16 protein-coding genes are annotated in these 15,443 nt (G+C 63.0%); 4 read left to right on the plus strand and 12 right to left on the minus strand.

Features of this window, described 5'->3' with window-relative positions; genetic code table 11:
- Window positions 1-179: 179 nt before the first annotated feature.
- Window positions 180-3,683 (plus strand): carbamoyl-phosphate synthase large subunit, encoded by a 3,504-nt coding sequence (carB, locus tag AB4Z43_RS06055; protein ID WP_202361873.1) that lies wholly within the window; start codon window positions 180-182, stop codon window positions 3,681-3,683.
- A 92-nt stretch (window positions 3,684-3,775) separates the two neighbouring features.
- Here carB and AB4Z43_RS06060 read toward each other — a convergent pair whose 3' ends face one another.
- The 6 genes from AB4Z43_RS06060 to AB4Z43_RS06085 all read right to left on the minus strand — a co-directional run bounded on the left by AB4Z43_RS06060 (window position 3,776) and on the right by AB4Z43_RS06085 (window position 8,529).
- Window positions 3,776-4,564 (minus strand): hypothetical protein, encoded by a 789-nt coding sequence (locus AB4Z43_RS06060; protein ID WP_441936487.1) that lies wholly within the window; start codon window positions 4,562-4,564, stop codon window positions 3,776-3,778.
- 162 nt (window positions 4,565-4,726) lie between these two features.
- Window positions 4,727-5,119, minus strand: coding sequence for a RidA family protein (locus AB4Z43_RS06065; protein WP_441936489.1), 393 nt, complete (start codon window positions 5,117-5,119; stop codon window positions 4,727-4,729).
- A 175-nt stretch (window positions 5,120-5,294) separates the two neighbouring features.
- Entirely contained in the window at window positions 5,295-5,687 is a 393-nt protein-coding gene (locus AB4Z43_RS06070; protein ID WP_032931345.1) for a RidA family protein, read from the minus strand.
- 252 nt (window positions 5,688-5,939) lie between these two features.
- Entirely contained in the window at window positions 5,940-6,485 is a 546-nt protein-coding gene (locus tag AB4Z43_RS06075) for a DUF4142 domain-containing protein (protein ID WP_038648947.1), read from the minus strand.
- Between the two features lie 124 nt (window positions 6,486-6,609).
- On the minus strand, window positions 6,610-7,611 hold the full coding sequence (locus AB4Z43_RS06080; protein ID WP_441936492.1) for a YihY/virulence factor BrkB family protein: 1,002 nt from the start codon (window positions 7,609-7,611) through the stop codon (window positions 6,610-6,612).
- Between the two features lie 174 nt (window positions 7,612-7,785).
- Window positions 7,786-8,529, minus strand: a complete 744-nt coding sequence (locus tag AB4Z43_RS06085; protein ID WP_441936494.1) for a DUF899 family protein — start codon at window positions 8,527-8,529, stop codon at window positions 7,786-7,788.
- 177 nt (window positions 8,530-8,706) lie between these two features.
- Here AB4Z43_RS06085 and AB4Z43_RS06090 point away from each other — a divergent pair, with 177 nt between their 5' ends.
- Window positions 8,707-9,045 carry a hypothetical protein gene (locus AB4Z43_RS06090; protein WP_441936496.1) on the plus strand — a complete coding sequence of 113 codons (339 nt, stop codon included), beginning with the start codon at window positions 8,707-8,709 and terminating at the stop codon, window positions 9,043-9,045.
- Window positions 9,046-9,294: 249 nt separating this feature from the next.
- On the opposite strand, the gene AB4Z43_RS06095 is transcribed toward AB4Z43_RS06090, so the two are convergent.
- On the minus strand, window positions 9,295-9,783 hold the full coding sequence (locus tag AB4Z43_RS06095) for a GNAT family N-acetyltransferase (protein ID WP_441936498.1): 489 nt from the start codon (window positions 9,781-9,783) through the stop codon (window positions 9,295-9,297).
- Window positions 9,784-9,788: 5 nt separating this feature from the next.
- A complete protein-coding gene (locus tag AB4Z43_RS06100; protein ID WP_441936500.1) occupies window positions 9,789-10,727 on the minus strand; it encodes a transglycosylase SLT domain-containing protein in 939 nt (312 codons plus the stop codon).
- A 181-nt stretch (window positions 10,728-10,908) separates the two neighbouring features.
- Between AB4Z43_RS06100 and AB4Z43_RS06105 the strand changes: the two genes are divergently transcribed.
- Window positions 10,909-11,478 carry a methylated-DNA--[protein]-cysteine S-methyltransferase gene (locus AB4Z43_RS06105; protein ID WP_441936502.1) on the plus strand — a complete coding sequence of 190 codons (570 nt, stop codon included), beginning with the start codon at window positions 10,909-10,911 and terminating at the stop codon, window positions 11,476-11,478.
- A gap of 37 nt (window positions 11,479-11,515) precedes the next feature.
- Here the strand turns inward: AB4Z43_RS06105 and AB4Z43_RS06110 are convergent, their stop codons facing one another.
- Window positions 11,516-11,845, minus strand: coding sequence for a hypothetical protein (locus tag AB4Z43_RS06110; protein WP_441936504.1), 330 nt, complete (start codon window positions 11,843-11,845; stop codon window positions 11,516-11,518).
- A 274-nt stretch (window positions 11,846-12,119) separates the two neighbouring features.
- Between AB4Z43_RS06110 and AB4Z43_RS06115 the strand changes: the two genes are divergently transcribed.
- Complete coding sequence (locus AB4Z43_RS06115) at window positions 12,120-12,332, plus strand: cold-shock protein (protein ID WP_010910991.1); 213 nt, start codon at window positions 12,120-12,122, stop codon at window positions 12,330-12,332.
- A gap of 474 nt (window positions 12,333-12,806) precedes the next feature.
- On the opposite strand, the gene AB4Z43_RS06120 is transcribed toward AB4Z43_RS06115, so the two are convergent.
- The 3 genes from AB4Z43_RS06120 to AB4Z43_RS06130 form a co-directional block, all read right to left on the minus strand.
- Window positions 12,807-13,415 carry a glutathione S-transferase family protein gene (locus AB4Z43_RS06120; protein WP_038648957.1) on the minus strand — a complete coding sequence of 203 codons (609 nt, stop codon included), beginning with the start codon at window positions 13,413-13,415 and terminating at the stop codon, window positions 12,807-12,809.
- Between the two features lie 168 nt (window positions 13,416-13,583).
- The gene (locus AB4Z43_RS06125) at window positions 13,584-14,432 is read right to left on the minus strand and encodes an EAL domain-containing protein (RefSeq protein ID WP_064980525.1); all 849 of its coding nucleotides are present in this window, start codon (window positions 14,430-14,432) and stop codon (window positions 13,584-13,586) included.
- Window positions 14,429-15,322 (minus strand): EAL domain-containing protein, encoded by an 894-nt coding sequence (locus AB4Z43_RS06130; RefSeq protein WP_038648962.1) that lies wholly within the window; start codon window positions 15,320-15,322, stop codon window positions 14,429-14,431. Before AB4Z43_RS06130 ends, AB4Z43_RS06125 begins: the two co-directional genes overlap by 4 nt.
- Window positions 15,323-15,443 lie beyond the last annotated feature (121 nt).

The following is a 15,443-nucleotide window of genomic DNA, read 5'->3' on the forward strand; positions in this document are numbered from 1 at the left end:
CTCCTGCCCAACCCCTACTGCCTATTTCCTGCTGCCTAATCCCGCATTTTCGGGGTTACATCCGCCAAAACTCTTCCCTATAAGGCCCACCTAGCCTGATACCAGAATCGCGAGCACAACCGGCCGGGTCTTCCCGTCCCGGTTTTTTGTGCAAGCCGCCCGCCGAACGGACCTATGACATGCCAAGACGCACCGACATCAAGTCGATCCTGATCATCGGGGCCGGCCCCATCGTCATAGGCCAGGCCTGCGAATTCGACTATTCCGGTACCCAGGCCTGCAAGGCGCTGAAGGAGGAAGGCTTCCGCGTCATCCTGGTCAATTCCAACCCGGCCACCATCATGACCGACCCGGAACTCGCCGACGCCACCTATATCGAGCCGATCACGCCGGAAGTCGTCGCCAAGATCATCGCCAAGGAGCGGCCGGACGCGCTGCTGCCGACCATGGGCGGCCAGACCGCGCTCAACACCGCTTTGTCGCTGCGCCGCATGGGTGTGCTCGACCGCTACAATGTCGAGATGATCGGCGCCGACGCCACCGCCATCGACAAGGCCGAGGACCGCGCGCTGTTTCGCGAGGCGATGAGCAAGATCGGCCTGGAAACGCCGAAGTCGATGCTGGCCAACGCCACCGACGTCAAGAACGCCGACCGCAAGACGCATGAGGCAGAGCGCGCCGCACTGAAGGCCGAGAAGCCGGAAAATCTCGACGCCGAACTCGACGCGCTGGAAACCCGCTGGAACCTCGGCGAAGGCGACCGCAAGCAGCGCTACATCAGCCATGCCATGGCGATCGCCGCCCAGGCGCTCGACCATGTCGGTCTGCCCGCCATCATCCGCCCGTCCTTCACCATGGGCGGCACCGGCGGCGGCATCGCCTACAACAGGGCCGAATTCTACGACATCGTCCAGTCCGGCCTCGACGCCTCGCCGACCACCGAAGTGCTGATCGAGGAGAGCGTGCTCGGCTGGAAGGAGTATGAGATGGAGGTCGTCCGCGACAAGGCGGACAATTGCATCATCGTCTGCTCGATCGAAAACATCGACCCGATGGGCGTGCATACGGGTGACTCGATCACCGTCGCCCCGGCGCTGACCCTCACGGACAAAGAATACCAGATGATGCGCAACGCCTCGATCGCGGTGCTGCGCGAGATCGGCGTCGAGACCGGCGGCTCCAACGTGCAGTTCGCCGTCAATCCGGCCGATGGCCGCCTCGTCGTCATCGAGATGAACCCGCGCGTCTCGCGCTCCTCCGCGCTCGCCTCCAAGGCGACCGGCTTCCCCATCGCCAAGATCGCCGCCAAGCTTGCCGTCGGCTACACGCTGGACGAGTTGGAGAACGACATCACCGGCGGCGCGACGCCCGCCTCGTTCGAGCCGTCGATCGACTACGTCGTCACCAAAATCCCGCGCTTTGCCTTCGAAAAATTCCCCGGCGCCGAGCCGGTGCTGACGACCGCCATGAAGTCGGTCGGCGAAGTCATGGCCATCGGCCGCACCTTCCAGGAGTCTTTGCAGAAGGCGCTGCGCGGGCTGGAAACCGGCCTGACCGGCCTCGACGAGATCGAAATCCCCGGCCTCGGCCATGGGGCGACGGTTGCCAACCACGCCGACGACCGCAACGCCATCCGTGCCGCGCTCGGCACGCCGACGCCCGACAGGCTGCGCATGGTGGCGCAGGCGATCCGCATGGGCACCTCGCTGGAAGACGTGCACGCAATGTGCAAGATCGACCCGTGGTTCCTCGAACAGATCGCCGGCATCCTGGCCATGGAAGCCCGCATCCGCGAGCACGGCATTCCGCAGGATGCCGTCAACCTGCGCATGCTGAAGGCCATGGGTTTCTCCGACGCCCGCCTGGCGTCGCTGACCAGGACCGACGCCGAAGTGGTCACGAAGATCCGCGAAAAACTCGACGTTCATCCCGTCTACAAGCGCATCGACACGTGTGCCGCCGAGTTCGCCTCGCCCACCGCCTACATGTACTCGACCTATGAAGTGCCGTTCGCAGGCAGCCTCGCCAACGAGGCGCAGGTCTCGTCGCGCAAGAAGGTGGTTATCCTCGGCGGCGGACCGAACCGCATCGGCCAGGGCATCGAATTCGACTATTGCTGCTGCCATGCCGCCTTCGCCCTGCGCGATGCCGGCTATGAAGCGATCATGATCAACTGCAACCCGGAGACGGTGTCGACCGACTACGACACGTCGGACCGGCTCTATTTCGATCCGCTGACGGCGGAGGACGTGCTGGAGATCCTGCGCGCCGAGCAGGCCTCGGGCGAACTGGTCGGCGTCATCGTCCAGTTCGGCGGCCAGACGCCGCTGAAGCTGGCGGATGCGCTGGAGAAGGCCGGCATCCCGATCCTCGGCACCTCGCCCGACATGATCGACCTGGCCGAAGACCGCGACCGCTTCCAGAAGCTCCTGCACAAGCTCGGCCTCAGCCAGCCGAAGAACGGCATCGCCTATTCGGTCGAACAGGCCCGCCTCGTCGCCGGCGAGCTCGGTTTCCCCTTGGTGGTGCGCCCGTCCTATGTGCTGGGCGGCCGCGCCATGCAGATCATCCATGACGAGAGCATGCTGCAGAGCTACCTGCTCGACACCGTGCCCGGCCTGGTGCCGGAGGACATCAAGCAGAAATACCCCAACGACAAGACCGGCCAGATCAACACACTGCTGGGCAAGAACCCGCTTTTGTTCGACACCTATCTCTCAGGCGCCATCGAGGTCGATGTCGACTGCCTCTGCGACGGCAAGGCGACCTTTGTGTCGGGCATTCTAGAACACATCGAGGAGGCCGGCATCCATTCTGGCGACAGTGCTTGCTCGCTGCCCGTGCACTCGCTGCCTTCGGAGCTGGTCGACGAGCTTGAGCGCCAGACGGCGGCCCTCGCCCGCGCGCTCAATGTCGGCGGGCTGATGAACGTGCAGTACGCGATCAAGGACGGCACGGTCTATGTGCTGGAGGTCAACCCGCGCGCGTCACGCACGGTCCCCTTCGTCGCCAAGACCATCGGTCGTCCCATCGCGAAAATCGCCGCCCGCATCATGGCCGGCGAAACGCTGGAAGACGCCTTCGCCCATTACGGCGCCATGCCCGACCCCAGAAATCCCGGCCACATCGCGGTCAAGGAAGCCGTCTTCCCCTTCGCCCGCTTCCCCGGCGTCGACATCCTGCTCGGCCCGGAAATGCGCTCGACCGGTGAGGTCATGGGCCTCGACCGCGATTTTGCCCTCGCCTTCGCCAAGAGCCAGCTCGGCGCCGGCGTCGACCTGCCACGCTCCGGCACGCTGTTCGTCTCGGTGCGCGACGAGGACAAGAAAGGCATATTGCCGGCGGTCAAGCGCCTCGCCGGCCTCGGCTTCAAGGTGCTGGCGACCTCAGGCACGCAGCGCTTCCTCGCCGAAAACGGCGTCGTGGCCGAAAAGATCAACAAGGTCCTCGAAGGCCGCCCCCACATCGAAGACGCCATCCGCAACCGCCAGGTCCAGATCGTCTTCAACACCACGGACGGCCAGAAGGCGGTGTCGGACTCCAAGTCGCTGCGCCGGGCGACGCTGATGCAGAAAGTGCCGTACTACACGACGCTGTCAGGTGCGGCGGCCGTGGCCGAGGCGATCGCGGCGCTGAAGGCGGGGAGTTTGGAAGTCAGGCCGTTGCAGGAGTATTTTGCTTAGGGCGACTAGCTCCCTTCTCCCCGTTCAACGGGGAGAAGGTGCCGGCAGGCGGATGAGCGGCGGCGCTCACATCTCAAATTGGATTGGCGAGCCTAGCTCGCAACGTCGGCGACAACTGCTTTCGCAGCCTTGTTCTTAGTCCGTTCCAATTTGTTCAGTGCCTTTCGCATTCTAGCGACGGCCTCCTTTGCCTTGTCGCCTTCGATCGTATCCCGCTTGATTACTTCGTTCTCAATCAACTGAGATAGGTTCTCATTGCCGACCTTGATGTCGGGAAACAGCTTCCGGATTTCGCGACGCACCACCGAAATTACAGCTTCGGAACGGATGATCGCCGAAACCGTAAACTTGTTGAACAACTGGGCCTGCTGATGAAAGGCATCCATCGCATCGGTCGTCAGCCCCTCCTTGGCGTATAGGAAGAGGCACTGCAGATGATCCTCATTCTTGGGATTCATGTCGGCGAGGACGATGCGGCAAACTTCTTCGTGGCTGATCTGATTTGCCACATAGATACGGACCAGTCGCCATTCGACTGCATTGGTCAGGATGACCCAGTGAATGCCTTGGTGAGCCCCGTAGTCGATAACTTGCCTCAGGTGATTATCAGCCAGGCTGCTGCCTGCTGATTTCACTTCGACAAGCAATCGCAGTTTTCCCGCGATCTTGATCGCGAGATCACAGTATGTCGCCTTGATCTGATGTTCCGACGTTAGTTCGTCATATTTATCGTAACCGAAAATGTCGGCCAAGATATCCTTGACCAAGGTAACCGTGTCGGCCTCCGCGACATCGGATTTTTGCTGCGCCAGCGTGATCCGCTGATACTTCTTGAGATTCGACGCAACTCGCTCAATAAATTTCTTCGGTAATTTGTTCAATGACTCGCCCTCCCTATCCCGGAGAGAGTTGAGAGCGAGTTTACTTGAAAGACAAGCAAAAACTTATGTTAGGACGCACCGACCTTCGCAGGCTCAGGGCATTCGAAGCTCGAAAAGCCAAGCAATTGGCCTTTCGTCCGCTGCGCTGACCGCCTCTCACTCTCACCCCACCGCCACACACTCGATCTCGATATCAAACTCCATCGGCCATGACGCCACTGGCACAAACGTCCGCGATGGCGCGTTTTCGGGGAAATACCTGGCATAGACCCGGTTGATCGCGTTGTAGAAGCCGGCATTGACGGCGTAGATGCGCACCATCACCACATTGTCGAGCGAGGTGCCGGCTGCTTCCAGGCAATGTTTCAGCGCCTTCAGCGACGCCTCGGTCTGTACCTCGATGTCGCCCTTGACCAGCCTGCCGGTCAAGAGATCGAGCGGTGGCGTGCCGGAGACGAAGACCAGCCCGGCGGCCCTGGTCACCAGCGACAACGGCACGCCCAGCGCGCGCACCGCCGCCGACAGCACCGACACTTCGACGATTTCCTTGGTCATGACGATCTCCCTGTGGTTACGGCGAGCTTATCTCGCTTCCGGCTGAACACCAGCGCTCGGCATTGTCGTCGGCAAGTCGCCGCTCAATGGAAGCCACGCGTCACCATGAAGCGGCGTTTGCTGGCCCAAAATTTCAGGAAACAACCAGCATGGATGCCGGTTCGAGAGGGAAGACTCACGCCACCGCCACGCACTCGATCTCGATATCGAATTCCATCGGCCACGACGCCACCGGCACAAAACTCCGCGCCGGCGGGTTGGTGGAGAAATACTTGGCGTAAACCCGGTTGATGGCGTTGTAGAAGCCGGAATTGACGGCGTAGATGCGCACCATCACCACATTGTCCAGCGAAGTGCCGGCCGCTTCCAGGCAGTGTTTCAGCGCCTTCAGCGACGCCTCAGTCTGCGTTTCGATGTCGCCGCGCACCATCTCGCCGGTCACCATGTCCACCGGCGGCGTCGCCGAGATGAAAACGAAGCCATTGGCCTTCACCGCCGTCGAACAGGGCAGGCCGAGCGAGCGCACCTTGTCCGACATGACAGGTACTTCGATGACTTGCTTTTTCATGGTGATGCTCCCTGGGTTGGGGGGAGCTTATCGTGGCGGCCAGCGAACGCCAGCGTCGTTCTTCCTTCTCCTCCTTGTGGGGTGAGCAGCCGGATCGCGAAGCGAATTCATCGTGCCAGTGGCACGATGAAAGGCCGGCGAACGCCGGGACGCTGCGAAGCAGCGGGGACCCGGCAGGTGGATCAGCCTCCCCCGGCCCTTCGCATGGCTCAGGGCGTTCGAAGCTCGAAAAGCCAAGGGTCAAGCCGCGCTCTAATGCACCGCCGCCAAATCCTTCAAATGCATCTCGTGCATCTTCAGCGTTTCCAGCGTCTTCTTGGCGAATTCCTTCAGCGCCGGGTCGTCGCCGGATTGCGCATAGGTGGAAACCATCGCCACGGCCTGCTTGTGTGCCTGCGTCTGCAAGGTGATGTATTTGGCCTGGAAGGCGTCGCCGTCGAGCGCCTTGAGTTGGTCGAGCATCGCCTGGTCGTTCGGCTGCAACGGCGGGCCTTGCGGGGTGACGGACGCCGTGGTCTGGCTCTTATCAAGCGCCGCCTTGAAATCTTCGCCGGCCTTGGTGTGATCCTTGACCATCAGTGCGGCGAAATCCTTCACATCGGCCGCGACGGCTTTTTTCTCGGCCAGCTTGCCGCTTTCGATCTCGAAGCGGTTGGCGCTGGCCAGGGTCCTGGTGAAGGTTTCGGTGTCGACCTTGTTCTCAGAAACGGGCGGCACGTCGCTGGACGGCTGTTGGGAAAAGGCTGAAGGCGTTCCGGCGAGAAGGGCCAGCATGGCGGTGGCGAGATGCGGTTTCATCGAAGCGCTCCGTGAGAGGTGTCCTCGAAGGCCCAACGCGGCAGAGGCGGTGAGGTTGCCGACGCGCCGCTTCTCCAGTCCGAAGGATGAAAAGCGGCCTCACGATTGCAGCGTGACCCCTGCTCTACGGGCGACGAGGCCCCAGCAGGAAGGCCGTCATGGTTGCGCTCACGCACGCCACCGCCAACAACGCAACGACGCCCGAAGCTCCGGCCCTGCGGCGAATTGAAACAAGGTTGTCTGAAGCGGGAGCATTGTGAACCAGTCCGTACAAGTCGGACCTGCTGCCATGCCGAACGGAATAGGCGCGGGTCAACTCCGCACCGAGTAGAAAGATTTCTGATGAATAGTAGACCCAGAGCAGTATGACGAGCAGCCCTCCGGCCGCGCCATATGAGGAAGCGATTGCACTTGTGCCGATATACCAACCGATAAGCGACTTCCCCAACGTGAACAGAGCGGCGGTGACGACAGCGCCGATCCAGACATCCCGCCATTCCAAGGCACGGTCCGGCAGGACTTTGTAGATCGCGGCAAACATCACGGTGATCAGGGAAAAGGATATCAGGGTGTTGATCGCGCTCAGAACAAATTCGCCGAACGGCAATTGAGCGCTGATCAAATTGCCCAAAGCCGAGATCGCCGCGCTCGCCACCAAAGAGACCAGCAACATAAAGCCGAGGGCGGCGACCAGGCCAAGACTTGCCGCACGGGCGCGCAAGAGCCGCGACAGCGAACTCCCTTTCGCTTCAACCTTCCATATTGCATTCAGGGCCTGCTGCATCTCGCCAAACACCGCGGAGGCGGTGACGAGCAAAGTGGCCATGCCGATGATGGCCGCCAGGGTCCCCGATGATTTGCTGGATGCCCCTTCGAGCGCGGTTTGAAGGACCGCCGCGCTGTCCGAACCCATCAGCCCCGAGATCTGAGCAGACAAAGCCAATTGCGCTGCGTCATGCCCAAACGCAATGCCTGCTATCGCGACGACAATTATCAGAACCGGGGCCAGCGACGTGGCGGCATAAAAGGCCATCGCCGCGCCGTGGCTAAGGGCATTGTCGTTGACAAAGCCAACCAGGCTTTCTCGCACCAAGTCCCGCAGGCTGCTGACTGTTGTCGGTCGCATTTCGAATCCGTGAAGGGGGTCGAAACCGTCTCCTATCAATGCGGCGGGCCTTCCGATGTTCCGGCCGAAGCAGGCACCAGCCCCGCCTGGCTCGTCGAGCAGGTGGGATAGCGACCACTTGCCGAAAGCCATTCCAAGATGAAGCGCGGCGACTGAAGCCGAAACGTCCTGATGTCAGTGACAGCACGCCTCGCCATACTGCAGCTGCTCGTGCCAATCCGGCCGGCCCTGCGGCGTGAAATCCATCAGGTTCCACAGGATCTCGCAGGTGCCGATGGCGCGCGGGTCCTGGCCGGGCTCCGGCGGCGCGAAGCCGAGCTCGGACGACCAGAAATGGCGGATAGCGTCGCCGTCGCGGTGAAACACCGACAGCAGCGGGATCTGCGCGCCATCGGCGTCCTCGGCATTGTAGTCGCGCTTGAAGCTGTTGGCGGCCGACGACACCAGCCGCATGTTCTTCCAGCCACGATCGCGGCTGAGCGTAACGAGATTTTCCAGCGCGGTTTTCGCCACAACCGCAAAATTGAAGCCGGCGGCTTCGAGATGGCCGACGGCCCCGTCCCACTGGTCGAGCAGCGCCGTGCAGGACGGGCATGGCTGGTCCGGCCGGGCGAGCTTGGCCGTGCCGCCGCTCGCCGCCACGTCGCGCGTTTCCTGGGGATGGCGCGGAAACATCATCTGGTAGAGGATGAGCGAATCCTTGCCCGGCGCGAACAGTTCCGACAGTTTTGTCTTCGCCGGCCTTCCGTCGGCACCGAGCGCATCGAAGACATAGTCCTGGCGGATCAGCCCGCCCGGCGGCAGCGCGCGCCGCGCCTCGGCCACGGCTTCCATGGCGCGGCGCAGCTCGATTTCCTTCTTCAGAAGCTTTTCGCGGGCGGTGCGATATTTCGCGGATTCGTTGGGAAAGGTGATCATGATCGGCTCCCTTAAGTCGGCGCCGGCGTCCCGGCGCTGTTGTTCTGCGACCCAAGGACGTTTGGCGACGACCGGTTCCCGACATTTCTTCGGATGGCGCGGCGATTCATTGCAAGGGAACCTCCCAGGCTTCCCGGCATTCTCACGGCAAGGTAAAGCGAGCCGTGGGGGGACAAAATGCACGAAGCCGACGAGATCGACCTGCGCTGCCCGCAAGTGGTGGCCGACAATGCCGCCAAGGGCTTGCGGCTGCGCGGAGAGTTCAGCCGTGGCGGCACCGAGATCGGCGTGGCGCGGGCGACCGAACTGAAGAACCGCGAGAAGCTCGCGCCGTCCACCATCCGCCGCATGGTCAGCTACTTTGCCCGCCACGAGATTGACAAGCGCGGCAAGAATTACGGCAATGAGGACAACCCGTCGGCCGGCTATATCGCCTGGCTGCTGTGGGGTGGCGATGAGGGCCGCGCCTGGGCGCTGGAGATCAAGCAGAAGATCGGCAACGCGCCGGATATTTAGGGAGAAGATCGCGCATGAAGGCAGGCCCCGAAACCCCAGCGCGGGACCTGCCTTGGAGGCGCCGACACATGCCGGTGCGGCTTCCTCCTGTGCCCAGCTGATCGACGATCCAGATCAGCCGTTTGGCGTCATGACGCTTCGTTAGCATGGACCGACGGCCGCTTATGTGAAGCTGTTCACATTGCGCCGGGTTTTCCGCTCGGCGGCGGGAAAATCGGCCGGCACCAACCGGCAGGAAGCGATCGGCCCTTAGCCTTCCCATGCTACGGGCATCATCCCCGTCCGCTCGTAGAGCCGCACGGCGGCGGCATTCTCGACCGTGTTGGTCTTGAGGTCGACATGGGCCGCACCGCGGTCGCGAAAGGTGGCGAAGGCTTGCCACATCAACGCCTCGCCGATGCCCTTGCCGCGCGCCTCGGGGTGAACGGCGAGATCCTTGATGAAAGCAGACGTCCAGCACAGCGCCGCTGCCGCCAGCCGGCCCTTGCCGTCGATGACGAGGAAGCACAGCGCCGGGTCGAATTCGGGATCATCCGATATGCGTGGCCACCATTCGTCGAACGGGCCGTCGGCGCCGTCGTCGAACACCTCGCTCAGCAGCGCATGAAGGGGTCGTGCGTCGCCTGGCTCGAAGCAGCGCATGGCAAAACCTTCCGGCCAGTGCGGTGCAACGAGCGTCTCGTCGAGGATCTTGCGCAGCCGGATGTCGTTGAGGGCCGGCGGGCGCGGTTCAGGCATCGCGCTCAGGCGTCGGGCTGCGGACGTCGCTTGCGGTCGACACCGAGGCCGGTCGCCTCGAGCAGGCCCTTGCGCTTGGCGTCGAAATAATAGCCGGTCTGGTAGAGCCAGTCGGCCTTCTTGGCGTTGCCGCCGGCCACCAGCCAGGCGCCGCGCAGATATTTGACCGCGTATTTCAGATTGGTCTCGGCGTCGAACAGGCCCTTGGCCGGGCCGTCATAGCCCATGCCGCGCGCCGTCGCGTGCTTGATCTGCATCAGCCCCCAATGGCCATTGTTGTAAGCCTTGGGATTGAAGGTGCTCTCGCGGTTGACGACATGGCGCACCAGATCCACCGGCACCTGGTAGAGCGCGGCGTATTTGACGATCAGACGGTCGACATCGCCACGCATGCCCGTGTGCTCTTCCTGCGCCGGGCCAAGCGGCGCGGAGGGGAACTGCACCAGGGAAGCCGGGTTCTGCGGCACCACATAGGCGACCTGCTGCACCCCTGGCAGTTTCTGGCCGCTGCCGGCGACCGCCGGCACAATGAGCCCGGCGGTGGTGTAGGTCTGAGCCGCCTGAGCCGCCTTGACGGGCTTACCCGCCCTGGCCGGCGGCGGCGCCTGCCAGGCGTTGGCGGTCATGACAGCGGGCACGGCGGGTGCGGCCGGCGTGGAGCCGGCAAAGGCGGCGGTCGCCATGGCCGGCTGGGCGGCGGGATCAAGCGCCGGCGCGGTCGCCGGCGTCAATTCGGCGGTCTGGACGGGCGGAATACCCGAGGATTGCGGCAGCACCGAAACCGTCTCAGGCAGCGCTATGGTGAAGCCGGCATCGCTGCCGGCAACGGTCGCGGTTTCGGTCAGGGACGGCGCAGGCTTCATCTGCGACGTCGAGGTGCAGCCGCTGATGCCGGCTGCCGCCACGATCACGCCGATCGCGATAAGGGTTTGTTTTGCTGGCAAGCCGCGCTCGGGTCCGGTTCGTCGGGGTGTTAAGAAATCCCTTACACCAGCGATTCCAGGGTAGCAATCGGGGCCATCCGGTGGTTTTCGGGTGGCGAGACGCGGGCGGTGATGCCATATTGTTCCTGATATGTACCGGCAGGAATCCCGGATTTCGCCACTTTGCGGAAAGGAGCGCATCATGGAAACGACACCGTCGATCACAGCTGGCCACGAAGTGTTAGAAACAGTGATCGGTTTCATGGGCATCGCCTGGAGCGAAAAGGGCCTGATCCGGCTCTGCCTGCCCGAACGCAGCCGTGAATCGGTGGAACGGCGGCTGATGCGCCATAGCGGTGTTTCCGCCTCCACGGCGCAGCCGCCATGGGTGGTCGAACTCATTGCTTCGATCAAGGCTTACGCCGCCGGCGAGGACGTCGATTTCTCCAATGTTCCGGTCGATCTCGACGGCGTCGACGACTTCCGCCTGGCCATCTACGACGCGGCACGCAAACTCAGCTATGGCGAGACCACCACCTATGGCGAACTCGCCAAGCGCGCCGGTCATGCCGGCCTGCCGCGCGAAACCGGTGCGGCCCTCGGCGCCAATCCGGTGCCGCTGGTCATCCCCTGCCACCGCATCCTGGCGGCCGGCGGCAAGATCGGCGGCTTCTCGGCGCCCGGCGGCTCCGTCACCAAGGAAAAGATGCTGGCCATGGAAGGCGTGCGCGTCGGCCCGCCGCCACCGGCGCAGGTATCCTTCGGCTTCTGAGCCGCCGGCGCGGACGCTGCCCCTACTTGGCGTCGCCCTAATTGTTGTGGAAAAATCGCCGGCGGAAATGCCGGTCATTGTCCGGCCGCTTGCAGTTGTAGACCGGGCAGGACTTGTTGTCGGCGCTCGGCACATAGGCGCGCGTCCGCACCTCGCCCATGGTGCAGAATTGCTGGCTCTGCACATAGCGGTCGTAGAGCGGCAGCCCAGGCACGCGTTTCGACTGGTAGCGCAGGATGACCGCGCCTTGCCTGGCGATCGTCGACTGCAGCTTGCCGCAGCTCATATGCGTCGGGTCATAGCGCGAGATCGCCTGCGCCTCGGCGGCCACCAGCGTCAGACAGGCGGCAAGCACTATGGTTTTCATGGTTTCCTCCCCTGATCCGCCGCCCACGGACAGCGCGATCCGCCGCGACGGTTCCACCAGATTGGGGCGGCCGTTGGGCAGGCCTTCAATCACAGCTTTCTCACGCAGTCTTGTTTTTGGAACGAAAGCAGCCTATATCAGCCCCATTGATATTTCGGCCGATCGATCCGGGCCTCGCGATCTTCGCGTTTGCTGACGTCTATCTCCAAAATCTCGATGCACACCGGCTGGACTTCGGTCCGGTCAAACCAAAGCAAATGCAAGGACTATTTTTATGGCAACTGGAACGGTCAAGTGGTTCAACGCCACCAAGGGCTTCGGCTTCATCCAGCCTGACGCGGGCGGCGCGGACGTTTTCGTCCACATCTCCGCTGTCGAGCGCGCTGGACTGTCGACCCTGGTCGAAGGCCAGAAGATCAACTTCGAGATCGAGCAGGACCGCCGCACTGGCAAGTCGTCCGCTGGATCTCTGAGCAAGGCAGCCTGATTTTGCGAATGGCGCGCGCCGGGCGAGAGCTCGGGGCGCGCGGCAAGTCACGGATGTACTGACGGTCGCGCGAGAAGCGGGCCCGGAGCGGAAAGACCCGACAAGCTGGAACAGCAGATAGCTGCCAGCCCGGACCGGACGCTCCCAATCAGGCTACCAAGCATGGGAAGGCGGGATTTATCCCGCCTTTTTGTTTGTCTGGGTTCAGCCATTTAACTTTGCAACCCCGATGATCGAGGCCGATGCAAAGGCAGGTCGACTGGACGAGTTTGCCAAAAAGGCGTTGGCCGAAGTTCGAGCCGGAAACTTTCGACGTCTTTAGCCGCAGCGCCGAGGCCTTTTCAAGAATTCGCTCTGGCGAGTCAGATAGCGTGGTTTTCGAAAACGGGGGCGGAGCGTACGTTTAAGACGTGAGCACCGGAAGCGCAGAAAACCGCGCTAGGTGGCCGCCGGAGTAGAATAATTGAGAAGGTCTCAACCCACCCACTCGATTGGCACGTGCCCCGGATCCGCCTCGACGCGGCCAAGCCAGGCCACGACAGCCGGATAGGCGTCGAGCTGGAAGCCGCCCTGCTCGGCCGTGTGCGTGTAGGCATAGAGCGCGATGTCGGCGACGCTGAAGGCAGTGCCGGCGAAGAAGGCGTTGTTCTCCAGATATCTGTTCATCACGCCGAGCGCCTTGTGGCCGCGCTCCAGCGTCATCGCCAGCCGCTCGGGCGTCGCATCCCTGGCGCGTTCGGGAAAGGTCAGGAGGGCCTTGCGCACGGCGATATAGGGCTCGTGGCTGTATTGCTCGAAGAACAGCCATTGATAGGCGAGCCCACGTTCATACTTGTCCGCCGGCAGGAAGCGCGTGCCTTCGGCGAGATAGAGCAGGATGGCGTTGGACTCGGCCAGCCGGCGGCCGTCGTCGAGTTCGAGCAGCGGCACCATGGCATTCGGGTTCTTGGCAACGAAATCGGCTTTGCGCGTGTCGCCGGTATGCGAACTCACCTCGATCGTGGTGAAGGCGAGGCCAAGCTTGGCCATCAGCAGGCGCGGCTTGTAGCAATTGCCGCTGTCGATCATGCTGTAGAGTATCATGGATCGGTCCCCAGAGCTGCCCTGACCAGGCGATTATCGCAGCCGCCGTGCCTTCAACCAATGATTTGTTTTGGTGGGACAATCAGCGGCGCTGATGAGAGCATCCTTCTCCCCGTAGAACGGGGAGAAGGACGCTGTGGCACCGCTTTCGCCAGTCGCCGAAGTCGCTTAGCCGAACAGCGGCACGACATTGTTCTCCCTGCCCAGCAGCGCATCGATAACGAGCGGTTCTTCGTTGAAGATGGTGCCGGCCAGCGCCGGCCGTGCGAGAAGATAGCCCTGCAGCAGGTCGACGCCGCCGTCGAGCGCGACGCGCAGATGGACGGGCTGCTCGATGCCTTCGACAAGCACCCTGGCGCCGCGGTCATGCAGGCTGGAGACCAGCGGGCGGAAGAAGCGTTCGGCGGCGGCATGGCGGCAGAATTCCGCGAACCAGCCGCCATCGATCTTGACGATGTCGGGCTGAAGCAGGCTCACCCGCTCCTCGGTCGAATGGCCGGTACCGAAATCGTCGATGGCGATGCGGATGCCGTCGCGCCGCATTTCACGCACCAGGTGGGCCAGAAGCGCTTCGTCCGCCGCCTGTTCGGTGATTTCGCAGACCAGCATGCCGGGGGCGAGGCCGAGTTCGCCGAGATGCCGGCTCATCAGCCTGATCTCGGCCAGCGCCCGCCCGGAATGGTCGTTGACCATCGGATTGTAGTTGAAGAACAGATCGAGCCCGTCGACGCCGATATTGTGGAAATTCCTGAGATGCAGCACCCGGCACATGGTCTCGACAAACACCCGGTCCTCCGGGGCAACGCTTTCGAAGAACGCCCGCGCCGACCCTGCCCTGCCGGCGCGGTGCGGCTCGATCAGGCCCTCGACCGCCACTGCGTGCAGCGAACGCCCAAGCGGCGCGAAGATCGGCTGGTAGGCGCTGCGCAGGCGGAACTCGCCATGGACGCCGTATTCGATGCCGATCTCGTCAACGAAGATCGCCTCGCCGACATTGCGCCGCCGCTCGATCCTCATGGCGCGACCCTGCGCCCGAAGGCTTTTGCCGGCCGCGCCGTACGCGGAGCGACGGTGGAGGCAGTGGACGCATCACTTGCGGCGGCAACCGGGTCCGGAGTTTTCCCGAAAACACGGAAACTCGTCGGCGCCAGTTCCGGCCGCGCCAGCACGAAACCTTGGACCATGGAAGCGCCGGACTTTTCGGCGAGCTCCAGCTGCCACCCTTCCTCGATGCCCTCGAACACCGTGCGGATGCCCTGTTCTTCGAAGCTTTTGACCATCGTCGTCAACAGCGCGAAGCCGGCGCCGGACTCCATCAGCTGCGTGATCCAGGTGGCGTCGAACTTGACGATGTCGGGCCGCAACTCCTTGATGCGGTTGATGTCGGAATCGTCGGCGCCATAGTCATCGACGGCGATGCGAAACCCGTTGCCCTTGAGTGCGGCGACGAAGCTGTGCAGGGTCTCCTGCGATGCCGATCTCTGCTCGGTCACCTCGCACACGACACGGCCCGGATCGATGCCGGCCTCGTGCAGCACCAGCCGCATTTCGCGCAGGGCATTGTCGGCGATCGACCGCTCGGTGAACACCGACGGGTCGAAATTGACGAAGATCGACGCCTCCTGCGGCAGGCAGGCGCCGGCATTGAGCAGATGCAATGTCCTGGTCAGCGCCTCGACATGCAGGCGGTCGGCGGCCGGACAGGTCGAGAAGAAGGCCATCGGCGATTGCGGCTCGCCGTCGCGAAACGGCCGGATCAGCCCTTCGAAGGCGGCAACCGACAGCTTGCCCTCCTTGAACGCGAAGATCGGCTGGAAGGCGCTTTGCAGCGTGTAGATGCCCCAGACACCTGACGAGGTGCCGTCATCATGACGGATGATATGGGCAAGCCCGATGCTGCGCGACAAGGGTTCCCTCGCTCCGCGAAATGGCGGAATGGATTGCGATCCTGCCACTCAAGCCCTTACCGCCCGTTAATGAATTTTTTGTTGCCGCCTACAGGTGGCAATCACGGCTCGGTGAGGCCTG

This window comes from Mesorhizobium sp. 2RAF45, assembly GCF_052115225.1.
Taxonomy (GTDB): Bacteria; Pseudomonadota; Alphaproteobacteria; order Rhizobiales; family Rhizobiaceae; genus Mesorhizobium; species Mesorhizobium jarvisii.